The sequence below is a fragment of the Shewanella sp. JNE2 genome (assembly GCF_023159115.1).
GTDB classification, from domain to species: Bacteria; Pseudomonadota; Gammaproteobacteria; order Enterobacterales; family Shewanellaceae; genus Shewanella; species Shewanella putrefaciens.
In genome coordinates, this window is record NZ_CP096169.1 from 3,885,788 (window position 1) to 3,898,857 (window position 13,070).

Sequence of the window (13,070 nt, forward strand, 5' to 3'; positions counted from 1 at the left end):
AAAACCTATCGTTTTTACCATTTAGCGGACATCCTATCCGACAACAAACCGGATTGAGCCTAAGATCGTTAACCGCACGGCATCTATACGCTTTCGCCATCGTGCGGTACATAGCCTAAAGGCATTATCCAGATTTACGCTAGTAAAAAACGAAACACAGAGTCAAACAAAACAGCAACTTAACTAAAGAACTAACAATTAAAAAGCGAAACACACAAAAACCTAAAAAAACCATTAAAACTGCAACAGATGTAAAATCACACTATTTATACTGAGCTCCTAAGCATCAACACTCCCTAGGTGTCACATTTAAAAGTGTATGTTTTACCGCACTAAAACTCGGACGCAGCCCTAAATCAGCGACCATACACCTCTCTTTAATTGCCGTTAACTGCGCATAATCTGCTGGATTGACATGAGCATCGGCATAGGCCAACAGATCTTCGATTAAACAGCCTAATGCACGTATTTCAATTTTCTCCATCGCCAAGCGTTCAACATCGGTTAACTGTCGTAAATTAGACGCTGCACCAAAATCCCCAAAAAGTAACTTCATCTCTTTATTAATCACAATATTATGGGCATATATATCGCCATGGCTTACCTGCTTAGCATGCATATGTTCCATAACATCAGATAACTGATATGCAATTTTTATAATATCGGCAAGGCTAAATTGGCTATCCGCGGTAAAGGTATCGCGGGTACAAGTGTCTAAGTTTGGCGGTAACCCTAAATTACGAAATTCTTCGGGAATAAGCGCCATCACTAAGCCCAATTGATCTTTTTGGCTAATGTGCGCTACCACCTTGATAAGGCAAGGATGATCTCCCGTGGTGAGGCAACAATCTAACTCATCTGCGGGATAACCATCGCTTGTCACTTCGCCCTTAAACAGTTTGACAGCAACATGCGCCGAGCCCGTCGCTTCAATCATAGATTGAGTCAACCATTGACCATGGTAAATCACACCAGAGGCACCTTCTCCTAGCTTATCAGTCAGCTTTAGCTCATCGAGGGTAACATTAGCAACTGTCGCGACATCGGCGTGGGGATCGACCAAAGTATGGCTAAAAGGATTACCCGCAAAGGCGAGCCAAGTCAGCTTAGGTAAGCTCAGTAACCAAGCAGGTAGCGCCTGCAGTTGATTGGCCGAAAGACGCACTAATTCTAAGTTACGGCAATTAGCCATCGACTCGGGCAAAGCCGTTAAACAATTGCCCGCCAAGGCTAATTTTTGCAGACGCTGTAAATCTCCCATTGCCGAAGGCAGGGTTTCGATCTGATTATCGGTTAAGATAAGCCAGCGAGTTTGTAATGGTAAAGATGCCTCAGGCACTGTCTTGATGCGGTTCGCCTTAAAACCAATCATCTCTAACCTTGGACAACGTCCTAAAGCCTCGGGTAAATGCTCAAACCGATTATTGGAAGCAAACAATATCTTCAGTTTGGATAAACGATACAAATCTTGAGGCAGCGCACTTAATTGATTATTCGATAAATCGAGGATTTCGAGTGTATCGGCTAAGTCAAAAATCTCCTGCGGAAACTCAGTTAAATCTTCAACCAACTGTAAACGCGTGATCCCTTGTAATTGCCCTGCTCTTAACTGCGCTAACGTCTGCACATGACTACCTAAATCAGTGAAAAATCGCGCTTATGTTACCGCATTTATTGAAAAATCTAAAAGCTAACCCACAAACCAAACTCGACTCAAGCTGTACAAAAAATGCACAGAACTATCCAGAAACACAAAAACAGATTAGCATGTGCACAAATATTGAAAGCTAAGTCACCTAATAACAGGACTATCATGCGGAAAAATTTTCGCCAAATGCACGCTTTTGCAGTGCTTATGCTAGCCATGCTAACGGCCCATCTCAGTGGCTGCGTAGCCACCTCGGCGGATAATGCGCCAACAGAATTCACTGCCACTACGCCTGAAGAAATAGGTAAAAGTGACCATTCAGCACAAGAGACCAGCGATACACCTGAACCCGTTGAAGAACAATACAGCGACGTATGGGAAAAAATTCAACATGCGCGCACTATTGACGTACACGATGAAGCAGAAGTACGTAAACAACGTAAATTTTTTGCTGATAAACAAAGGTTTATGAATCAAGTTGGTGACCGTGCAGAGCCTTTTTTGTATTACATCGTCAGTCAACTAGAAGCCCGTAATATGCCGCTTGAATTAGCCTTATTACCTATTGTTGAAAGCGGTTATAACCCACTAGCGCAAGCCAATGGTCCGGCGGGTTTATGGCAGATGATTCCTGCAACTGGTCGCAATTTTGGCCTGACCATTAATTCCGCTTATGATGGTCGTAAAGATGCGCTGGCCTCAACTGATGCCGTTCTCGACTACTTACAGCACTTATACGATACCCTAGGCAATGACTGGATCAACGCTGTAGCGGGCTATAACAGTGGTGAATTGGTTATAAAATCCGCAATAGAAAGAAACAAAGCAAAGGGAAAGCCAACCGATTTTTGGTCACTTAATATCCCTGCAAGACAAGTACAAACAGTCCCTAAGTGGCTCGCTTTTATTCAAATTATTCGCGAGCCTAGCCATTACAACTTAAAAGTGTCTCCCATTGCCAATCGCCCTTTCCTTGAGCGACTCCCCGCACCTAATGGCGTTGAAATTGGCCACATTGCCAATGCGGCGGGACTCACTAAAGCAGAGTTTAAAACCTATAACCCTGGTTACCGTCAAAATATGATCCCCAGTAAAGGCAAATATCAAATAGCCCTTCCCATTGAAAACATCGGCGCCTATCAGGAAAATCAAGATAAACTCTATGCCCAAAAAAGATATGACAGCCAAAGTTACATCGTCAAATCGGGTGATAGTCTAGGTGCTATAGCGGCTAAGTTTGATATCTCAGTGAATGAGTTAAAACAGGCGAATAACCTCACATCAGATAGGATCAAAGTAGGCCAAGAACTCACGCTATTAACCCCTTTGGCGGCTAATGATAAAGAGACTAAAGTTGTCCCAGCAACGCCTAAAACAAGCAGTAAATCTAGCGCCAAGGTCACGGAAACAAAAGCGGCTACTTATAAGGTAAAATCCGGTGATTCACTGGATAAAATAGCCCGTAAACATAAAGTAAAACTGGCTGATTTAATGAAGTGGAACCAGCTAAATGCTAAGAGCATTATTAAACCCGGCCAAGAGCTAAAGCTATCCGAGTAATATAAACACTGGATTCATAAAGAGCGCTACCTAGGACCTAGATAGCGCTTTTTTATTTGCTTAATAACCTTATGTGAGTAATTACAGCTTAATGAGGTTATAACCAAAGCTGGTAGAAGGATCTTTATTCAGCACCATAGTCACATTGTCTTCATTGCTGAAATCCATTAAGTCGGATGCATAGACAACGGTTTTAGTACCGTTTTCCACGGCGATGACCTTAATGGAATATTCGCCAGCAGGCACAGTCAATGACTGAGGGCTCGCTGGATTGACCGCAGTGATCTTATTTGCAGCCGTTTCAATCGTGTCATTCGCCTTTAAAAAATACACGGTTAGATTGCTTTTATCGGCAAAACTCACAATATCGAACTTAACGCTATAGGGACTTGGCATCTGAGTTTGCTTCATCTCTATCGCCTTCACTTGGCTGCCCTGCTCATTCGTTTGCTCATAGATGAAGATGGTTTTAATGTCATCTTGGTTAAGGGTGATAAGCACATTATCGAGTAATTTAGTTTGCGTACCGTGGTCGAACACACTCACACCAAAATCATTAAACTCAGCACCTTGATAGCTAGTCACCCCAAAAGATGGCACTTCGCTAAACAGGGTTTCTTGCTTACTGCTGGCGACTTTCACATCAATAATGTTCGAGCCTAAACCGTTAAAGACGCGATAATCGACACTCGCTTCTAATGCCACATGGTTGCGAACATTGGTAGTTGAATCGACACTGTCTAAGGTGATTTTGGCATCCGAAGCACCAAAACCTTCGCGGATAATCAACTTATAGGGCACCTTTGAACTGAATTTAATGTTAGCCGTTGTATAAGCAACATTGGTTGTTCCCGTGGGTGTGAGATAAACCTTATATTCACCTGTATCCATCATTTGCGGCTGCGACACTTCACCATAAGCCACACTACCTAACATCACGGCATCGGCAAAGGTTTGGGTCGACTTAGCAACATAGGCGTCAAAGGCTTGGGCATGTACAGCGGTATTGGCAATCAAGAGCTGCATTTTACTGTTTTCAACCACTTCGTTGAGCTTATCGAGTTCAGTGCGAGAATAGTTGATATTAAGTAATTTAGGTTCGGCAAAATCACCATGTAATACAAAGAAGTGATCCGTTGCCGCTTTTAATTCAATATTCTCTTTGTAAATAGAAATCTCTTTATTGGAGGCGTCTTTCCCCATCACCTCAATTGCAGATACTCCAACTGTCGACGTAAAACGGGGCATCGCATCACCATAGATCACACTTTCATAGGTTTTGTCGGCAACTTTGAGCGCCGTTGCGGTACTTCTAGCAGAAGCATTGTAGAATTGCACATAAGTGGTGTTTTGTTCAGAACTCCCTTCATCCTTATCATCTGATCCACATGCCGTAACGGCTAAACACGCCACGGTAACAGCAACCCATTCCTTTAATTTACTTTTTATCATTATATCCCTCATAGACTGACGAAAAATCAGGTTTAGTCTACGCAGATATAGCGCCACAACAATGGCTGATAGATATAAAAATAAGAACAATTTTTTCACAAACTCAAACAATTAACAAACATTTCAATAACAATAAGAATAGTGATACAAACCACACTTTATGAGGGTTAAATTGATACAAATGCGTGAGCGGATACTTTTGTTCACAAGTAAAGCCCCCCTCTGTGCAGGTAAGTGCGGGCATTTTTTTACAGTTCGCAGAGGAACCTACGCTCTCTACGGCTAAATCATCCAAAGACAGTACACAACTTGTCCGCCCTATTGGATTAGGTTACCCTCACATCGCCAATGACGTTTCTAGGATGAATAGCAGTTGCAAGGAATTTTAAACTACTACAAACAATGTTTTCAGCATGATAGTGCTGAAATAAACCTCTGGTCGACCCATAAACTTGCAGAAAAAGAATGGTTATTACTCGAAAAAGCAGACGAGTTAAGCAGTGGCTTTCTTCCTCGTTTACCCCTACCATTTTCGCCAGCTTCTGCATTATTGGCCCGCAGTGCCTTGTATTTACGTGAACGCGTGTTATTACATTGCTGTTTGTTTTTTTGTGGCACAGTCGAACTCAATGGTGAAAAACGAAAAGTAGTGACACCGCTATTGTATAGGGAATGCCAACTACAAGCTGATGGCGATAATATTTATCTAGAGAGCAATAACACCTTATCTGGCAGCGGACCATTCACTATCAATGAAGCTCTATTAGAAAAATTAGTCGTTGAAGGACATAGCCTAAGCCAAGAGTTACGCGATAATCCAACGGATGTCAGTGGCTGGATAGCTTGGCTGCGGGCGGGCCAAGCCGATGTTGATACCAGTCACTTATTGCATTTTCCCAAGCTGATCGATGAGGCTGAATTTGCTCTGCTATGCCGTAAACGTGGGCAGTTTCTTGTTAGTCGAAGCCAAATCATTTTGGCAGAACGTTCGATCGCGAGTCGGGGCATTTTGCACGAACTGGACAAACTAATGACAGCGGCTGAACCATCAGCACCGCTTAAAGCGCTATTCGCAGAAACACAACAAACAACATCAATAAGCGCCAGTGTAGACACGCAAGAGGCTTATCTTCCTGGGCTGTTAAGCCGCGTGCAAATTCAGGCCTTAAAGATTGCGGCCAATCATACTTTGGGGCAGATCTCAGGCCCACCGGGAACAGGTAAGAGTTACACCATAGCCACAGTGGCAGCAGAGCAGGTATTAAGAAGCAAATCTGTCCTCATCGTCGCGCATACCGATGTGGCTGTTGATGTGATTGCCGATAAGTTACAGCAACAATTCCAGCTAGGGAGCAGCCTTATTCGAGCAGGCTCGCCGCAGTTTATAAAAGTCCTTAAAAACCAGATTGATGAAATGCTCCATGGTCAGCACCCTGCGTCTGATGAAGCCGTCTCGGATAGGTTGCTATTAAGTGCAAAACAGCAACTTAACACTGTGACTCGTCAGCAAGTCAAGATGGAAGCGGGCTTTATACGTCATTGCCGCCATGCCATACGTCGCGGCCAAAAACTGGCGACCTTACAACAAGGACAATCCCGTTGGCGCTTAGGATTTTACAACTGGGCTTACCGTGCAGGTATAAAAAGGTTTGCCCAGCAATGGCATGAACTCGATAAATTAACGGCCCTCATCGCGCAAAAAGAAGACTTAAGCCTCAAATACTTACAATTGGCCACTCACTATCGATTAAACCAATTACTCAAAAATAAGCGCAGTACATTGGTGAGTTTTGCCAGTGCGTTACGCGCTCGCCAGTCCGCTAAGCAACTCGACGGCTTCTACAAGACGGATTTTGATGCCTTAAAACAAACCTTTCCCATTTGGTTATCTAGCCTTGCCAGCTTGCATAAAGTGCTCCCTATGGAGCAGCAAATGTTTGATTTAGTGATTATTGATGAAGCCACCCAAGCCAATATTGCCGCATGTTTACCGGCCTTGCAGCGAGCAAAGGCGGCACTGGTGGTGGGAGATAGCAAACAACTGCGCCATTTCTCGTTTTTATCCCGCGCAAAACAAACCCAAATCCAGACCCAACTCGGACTTGCTGCGGATTGCCGCGGCCTAATGAGCTACCGTGATGCCAGTATGCTCGACTTAGTATCACAATCCCTCGCGAGCCAATCCCAAGTGGTATTTTTAAATGAGCATTTTCGGAGTAAACCTGAGCTGATCCAATTTAGTAATCAGCAGTTTTATCAAGGCATGCTGAAGATTATGCAGCACAGACCTTGCACAAGTTCAGGGCACTTACACAGAGTCCACGTTACTGGCAGCCGTGATAGTAAGGGAATTAACGCCATAGAAGCTGAGGCATTAATTCAAAAGTTAGCTCAACTGATTGATGAACAAGAGAATGCATTAGTGCCTTCCAGCATTGGTGTGCTCTCCTGTTTTCGCAATCAGACGGAGTATTTATCCCAGCAGATCCTCGCGCGCTTTAGCGCGCAACAACTCGAGCGTCACCAATTACGGATTGCCACGCCCTTTGGTTTTCAAGGGGAAGAGCGCGATATTATGCTGCTGTCGTTTAGCATTACGGCCAACGACAGCCGCGCCGCTGTGTATTTAAATCGAACCGATATGTTCAATGTTGCCATCACCCGCGCTAAACAAATGCAGTGGCTATTTTTATCGGTACAAGAGCATGAACTCCCCAACAATAATTTACTGGCAACTTACTTAGCATCGGCGGGCCAATTTCAAGCGGCACACAATTATGTCGATGCCCTCGATAGCTTCGGCCAGTCGGTGGCGCAGGCGATTGAAGCAAAAGGCATAACAGTCTGGCGCGCCTACCATATGGCGGGGCTAGAACTGGATATTCTGTGCCGCTATGGTAACCAATATTTAGCAATAGATTTAATCGGTTACCCAGGGCCATGGGCGGACTTTTTCGATATTGAACTGTATAAACTCTTACAGCGCGCGGGGATTAAACTTATCCCCGTCAGCTACGGGTTATGGTGCCAACAGCGGGAACTTTGTATCCAACATATTTGTCAGCAATTGGGAATAACGCCCGCCTAAGGAGCAGACAGCGCGACCACCAAACTCAATCACAACAGCCGTAACCACATCGCAGTTCAATGGGACTGGAAACTCCACTCGTGGACAGTCCCTTTTAAAGTCGTTTATCTACGTGGTTAAAATTCGATGTACAACCTTAGCATATCTTTGTGCTGTATACCGTTTTCAAAAATGGGTTCCGGATAATTTGCTAAGAAATGCTCTTTCACAACAGAGTCAACTCGAAAACCTATGCGCTGATAATATGTCAGTTGATAACCGAACGTACCTGTACCCAACTCCACTCTATGTATTTTTTTGTTAGCTAACTCGTTCAAAGCAAGCTTTATTAAACCAGAACCAATACCTTGCTGCTGATGGTCAGGATAGACTGCAATGTTAAATATCTCTGCTGTGCTAGCACAGATTAATTTGGCAATACAAGCACCGACAATCTGTCCATTATTCTTCGCTACGTAGCACCACGAATCACTTAGATATGAGCGAATGCTTTGCTCCGAGGGATCGGCTTCAAGCAAAAGCTGGATAGGGGTTTCTGTTGATTCGACTTCTAAATATTCCATTTTTACCTCAAAGCACAAAACGCCTAAGGGACGGGAAACACTACCACCAAACTCAATAATAACTATAACCACATCGCAGTTTAATAGAACTGTAAATGACACTGTGTCATTTTGCTTAGTTTTGTCCCCGAAACAATAATCCGAAATAACATACCAAGCAGTCCTGTCAGGCATGGAACTTAGCCAGTACTCTAGGTCATCTTTTGCAGACTGATTTACAGTCTTCTTTAAAGGAGTCAACAGTTCTAACATATATCCTCTGTGAAGCTTAACGTCTTAATCATGCGCACGCGGCTGATAAATCGCTTTTATCTTGCTTCGCAACCAAGTGATTTTGGGGTTATGGCTGTTTCTCTTATGCCAAATCAAGGTAAAAGGAATGGCGAGTTTATCAAGATATTCGTCGCTTAACGGGATGGGGCGACTGACTAAGTCAGGGTGTAATTGGCGAGCATATTGCTCACAATATTGTGGTGCAATTGCCATCATGCTGTGGTGAGGCTCTGCCGCGACAAACAGTGACTGCTCAAAACAGGCCAAGGTCAGCACAATATTGCGAGTTAACCCAAGCTCAATAAGCACATCATCCAAAGCCCAAGTTTCACTTTTTTCCCACAAGATGTTGATATGCGGATGTTTAAGAAAGGTGTCTATATTCCACTCTTCCTGCAAGGCAGGATGATCGCGGCGCAAATACACCTGAGGAAGATCGGTAAATAAAACTGCACAATAGATATCGAAACATATACCTCACCCCATTAGCCATCTCACACATAAGTTGCGCCTAGCCTAGTTTCACTCGCGCAGATCTGTGAGTGGCATTTTCGACAACAGGTATTTCCATTGACGACTTATGGGTGGGCATAACACCACGAACGAGGAAGAAAAGTTAGTAACAAAACATAAGGAGGACAGGGGGTAGAAAAATATCCCCAGCGGTTTGCGACCACAGGGGATATGTCGGTGAATGATCAGTCTACTATTCTATGAGACCAACACTCATTGCTGAGGTTCTGGCGGTGCAGGCAGAACTTGGATCATTAAACTGCTATCGTCTTGCAGATATTGCTGCGCCAATTTATTAAGTTCTGCAACTGTCATCTGCTGCGCTAACGCTTGCCTTTGTTTAAAGGCAGCAAAACGACCGGGATGACTCTGGGCGGTTGAGGTGAGATCTAACCAAAAACCATTGGTTTGCGGCGCAGCTTGCATCCACTCAAGTACTGGTTGGCGGGCTCGATTAAGTAAGTCCTCACTGATCCCCGAAGGCGCTTTAACTTGCTTAACTGCGGCGGTGAAATACTCGGCAACCGTTGGCAACATAGCTTGAGTCGTCACGCTAAACAAACCTAAGTAACCATAACCGCTGGCATTGAAATCGTTGTAAGAAAAGGCCGATGGCGAATAACTCGCGCCCGCTTTCTCCCTCACGTTTTCCGTTAATAGAATGCTTAGCACTTGCTCCAGCAGACCCAATCCCACATGTTGACTCAAGTGAGTCATATCCGTTGTAGGCCAAACCATGGCAAGTGCCGCCATATCCAGTTGACCATAATGGGTTAATGTTTTCTGAACGGGCACTTTCGGAAACACAGGTACTATCGACTGAGCATTAGCAATAGGGCTACGCTTAATGGCGCCAAGCGTTTCAGCCACAGCAGCAATGGCACTCGCTTCGTCAAAATCGCCCACAATAGCGAGTTCAATCGCCCCTTGCTCGACGGCCGAATGGAAACTCGGCGCTAATTCTCCAAAGTGACGTTTGAGAATTTCTTCAGGCTCACCATAACCATAGCGTTTATCACCATTATGGGAGATACGGGCAAACTGATTAGAAAACTCAGATTGTGGGTTGCTATGAATACTTTGTTGCTCGGCAATCACTTGTTCACGAAACAATTGCTCAGCCTGCTTATCCATACCCGGCTCAATTAAATAAGCCGTCATTAAGCCAAGCTGTGTGCGTAGCTCTGCGGCATTAGTGCTAATCTCGCCGCCAAAACTTTGCTCACGCAGGCCTAAGTTGATGGAAATATCTTGTCCAGCAAAAATATCCTGCAGACTGTCATAATCATGGGCCTTGAGCCCACCCTGCACAAACGCACTGTTAAACAGATAAGACAAACCATCCAACTCAGGGAATGGCACTTCACCAAAGCCAATGTTTAGGCTGACCAATGTGGTACCTTTATTAAAGTTGGTAGGCTTAAGATTAAGGCGCACGCCATTGGCAAATTGCAGTTGGCGAATCCCCGTTTCCTTATCGCGACTGTCAGCCACTAACTTGCCTTGCTCACCAAACTGAGTATAAGCAAACTCATCAATGGCCTTGATTGCTGGTGCGCTCACCGCTTGTTTACGGCTTTTCTCGTAGCTGGCGATAAGCTGTTTTTCAGCATTTTCAATGGGCTTATTGCTGGTCAGATACAAATACGGCGTAGCGTTCCATGTTTGATTAAACACTTGGCTTAGCTTTTGCGGTGTCACTGTTGGCATTATTTTTTCAAAAAATGCGAGCTGCCAATCGGGTTCGACAGGAACGCGATTGCCCGCCACCGAATACACTAGACTCTCGGCAATATTCACACTGTGAATGGTACTGCTACCCGCGACACTGAGCTGATATCCCTTATGCATCCGTTTGATTTGCTGGTCAATTTCCTGCTGGCTAAAACCAAACTCTTTTGCTTGACGCAGGGTTTTCTCCAAGAGTGCGATTCCCTCTTGCCAGTTATTTTCCTGCGTACCTAGGCTCATTTGTGTGCCATAGGCAATATCAAACTGCGGCCCAACCTGCAGGTTTACACCATATAAACCTTGGCTATGCAGTAATTGCGACTCCATACGACGATACAAGATGCCGTGGGCAAGCTCGAGCAACATTTCCTGCTCCCGCACATCAGGGCTATCGGTAATCGCTGAGATGGGTTTTAGCATGCCAAGGGAAACTGACGTTGACAGACTTGGATCAAAAAATGCCGCCGCATCGACACTTTGGCGCTCTGCGACAGTACCAATCACTTGTTCCTTGGTTTTAGCGGCCAAAGGCGCGGCTTTCCAACTGGCAAACTGTTTTTTTATCTTTTGTTCTACCGCGGCCACCTCGATATCACCCACGACAATTAAAGTGGTGCGTGAGGGTGTATAAAAACGCTGATATAAAGACAGCAACGCCTCGCGATTGGCATTACTGATACTGTTCGCCTCACCCACAGGGAAGCGCTTTGACAACAATGTGTTTGGCATTAAAAACTGTAATTGATGACGGTAATTCTCAAGATCCGCACCGCTACGTTCACGCAGCTCAGACAACACCACCGCTTTTTCACGTTCAATTAGCGCAGGATCGAGTAATAGATTACTGGCAATTTCTCGCATTAAAAACAAAGCGGTATCGACTTTATCTTGGCTATTACTCGGCAAGTTAAATTGATAGACCGTCTGCTGAAACTCTGTCACGGCATTGGTATCGGCGCCAAAACTCAGGCCAAGGCGCTGCAAAGTAGGGATCATCTCCCCCGCGGCCAACCCCGTCGAGCCATTAAAGGCCATATGTTCAAGAAAGTGAACTAACCCTTGCTCGGTATCTGATTCCACCAAAGAGCCCACATCCACCCGCATCCGCACTATGACCGCCTGCTCCGGCGTCTTATTGCTCACCAATAAATAACGCGTGCCATTAGTAAGTTCACCAGTATGGATGCGTCCGCTCATAGGTAAATCAGCAGTCCCCATCCACAGCGGATCTTCGCTCGCCTGCAGTGGCAACGCCATACTCAAAAGCGCCAGCAGTAACCACTGACGTACAAAACGAATTACCTTGAAATTGTTCATTAAAATTCGCACTTTTCCCCCAAAATCAAACAAGAAACCTAGGAAGCGCTCACCTATGTTTCAGATAAAATAAGCTTTCACTATAGTACTTAAAGCACTTTAAGTCACAAAATCAATACCTTATGCCGTACCAAAAATAGTTTATCGCCTTGAAATATAGTCAGAATATGCTGAAAAATAATGCGTAAGGAAGGAAAGCTGACTAACTGAGCAACGCCACCGATCATATGATTCATCAAGACGATAGCTCACCCCTTGATATTGCCACTCCAAGGGTAACATTAACGCGCTACGGTTTAGCTTCATATAAGTTTGCGCATTCGCCCCCGAAAAGGTATCTACCAAAATCAGGCGATTTAATCAAGTGCGGGCTTTTTCCAACAGATCTCGGCTTTGGGTCGTGGCGGTAATGCTCTGTAACCCTTTATCGCTCAATTGCACTTGCAGCATAATCTCTGCTGTTTCATCGTCAAAATACACAGGTACGGGCAACAAGTGCTTGGCCCTGTCTTCTAACCGATGACGCTGCTCGACCGCGCTCCCTTGGCGCAATGTTTGCCAATGTGCTTGTTCGGCGCTGCGGCCAATTAACAAGGGATGCGATAACACGCTGGCACATTCGCTTTCTTGCCAACTGCATTGGCTAAAGTAGTAGCGGGCTTTGTCTAAGTCGCGCTCGGTATTGAGGTAATACACGCCAAGGTTATATTGAATATCGCTATCATAGGGATAGAGCTTAGCGGATAACTGCCAATAACACATTCACGTTGTTGTATAAGTGATTGTATTGTTTTATTAGCCTGAATAAGTTCAGCCTGAAATGACTTCACCTTTGCTTTGTATGTGCGCGTTAACTTGGCCAAATAGAAAGACAAAACCAAGATGATAGTGAGAGAAAGAACCCAAGAAAATGATGACAACAGTG

Annotated in this window: 8 protein-coding genes; 2 read left to right on the forward strand and 6 right to left on the reverse strand. The window is 44.7% G+C overall.

What is annotated here, in order from left to right; translation table 11 throughout:
* Positions 1 to 286: 286 nt before the first annotated feature.
* On the reverse strand, positions 287 to 1,627 hold the full coding sequence (locus tag MZ182_RS17330) for a leucine-rich repeat-containing protein kinase family protein (RefSeq protein WP_248066561.1): 1,341 nt from the start codon (positions 1,625 to 1,627) through the stop codon (positions 287 to 289).
* 186 nt (positions 1,628 to 1,813) lie between these two features.
* On the opposite strand from MZ182_RS17330, the gene MZ182_RS17335 reads away from it, so the two are divergent.
* Entirely contained in the window at positions 1,814 to 3,208 is a 1,395-nt protein-coding gene (locus MZ182_RS17335) for a LysM peptidoglycan-binding domain-containing protein (protein WP_248066559.1), read from the forward strand.
* 81 nt (positions 3,209 to 3,289) lie between these two features.
* Here MZ182_RS17335 and MZ182_RS17340 read toward each other — a convergent pair whose 3' ends face one another.
* On the reverse strand, positions 3,290 to 4,660 hold the full coding sequence (locus MZ182_RS17340) for a DUF4397 domain-containing protein (RefSeq protein ID WP_248066557.1): 1,371 nt from the start codon (positions 4,658 to 4,660) through the stop codon (positions 3,290 to 3,292).
* A 373-nt stretch (positions 4,661 to 5,033) separates the two neighbouring features.
* Here MZ182_RS17340 and MZ182_RS17345 point away from each other — a divergent pair, with 373 nt between their 5' ends.
* Positions 5,034 to 7,748, forward strand: a complete 2,715-nt coding sequence (locus MZ182_RS17345) for a DEAD/DEAH box helicase (protein ID WP_248066555.1) — start codon at positions 5,034 to 5,036, stop codon at positions 7,746 to 7,748.
* Positions 7,749 to 7,864: 116 nt separating this feature from the next.
* Here the strand turns inward: MZ182_RS17345 and MZ182_RS17350 are convergent, their stop codons facing one another.
* From MZ182_RS17350 to MZ182_RS17365, 4 genes are all read right to left on the reverse strand, one after another.
* The gene (locus MZ182_RS17350; protein WP_248066553.1) at positions 7,865 to 8,563 is read right to left on the reverse strand and encodes a GNAT family N-acetyltransferase; all 699 of its coding nucleotides are present in this window, start codon (positions 8,561 to 8,563) and stop codon (positions 7,865 to 7,867) included.
* A gap of 24 nt (positions 8,564 to 8,587) precedes the next feature.
* Entirely contained in the window at positions 8,588 to 9,010 is a 423-nt protein-coding gene (locus MZ182_RS17355; RefSeq protein ID WP_248066551.1) for a LysR family transcriptional regulator, read from the reverse strand.
* 300 nt (positions 9,011 to 9,310) lie between these two features.
* Entirely contained in the window at positions 9,311 to 12,145 is a 2,835-nt protein-coding gene (locus MZ182_RS17360) for a M16 family metallopeptidase (RefSeq protein ID WP_248066549.1), read from the reverse strand.
* 360 nt (positions 12,146 to 12,505) lie between these two features.
* Positions 12,506 to 12,907 (reverse strand): hypothetical protein, encoded by a 402-nt coding sequence (locus MZ182_RS17365; protein WP_248066546.1) that lies wholly within the window; start codon positions 12,905 to 12,907, stop codon positions 12,506 to 12,508.
* Positions 12,908 to 13,070: the final 163 nt, after the last annotated feature.

What these genes read in the sequence shown, in the direction of transcription:
- MZ182_RS17340 (WP_248066557.1), bottom strand. Translation starts at nt 4,660, where the DNA reads ATGATAAAAAGTAAATTAAAGGAATGGGTTGCTGTTACCGTGGCGTGT.
- MZ182_RS17335 (WP_248066559.1), top strand. Translation starts at nt 1,814, where the DNA reads ATGCGGAAAAATTTTCGCCAAATGCACGCTTTTGCAGTGCTTATGCTA.
- MZ182_RS17360 (WP_248066549.1), bottom strand. Translation starts at nt 12,145, where the DNA reads ATGAACAATTTCAAGGTAATTCGTTTTGTACGTCAGTGGTTACTGCTG.
- MZ182_RS17365 (WP_248066546.1), bottom strand. Translation starts at nt 12,907, where the DNA reads ATGTGTTATTGGCAGTTATCCGCTAAGCTCTATCCCTATGATAGCGAT.
- MZ182_RS17350 (WP_248066553.1), bottom strand. Translation starts at nt 8,563, where the DNA reads ATGTTAGAACTGTTGACTCCTTTAAAGAAGACTGTAAATCAGTCTGCA.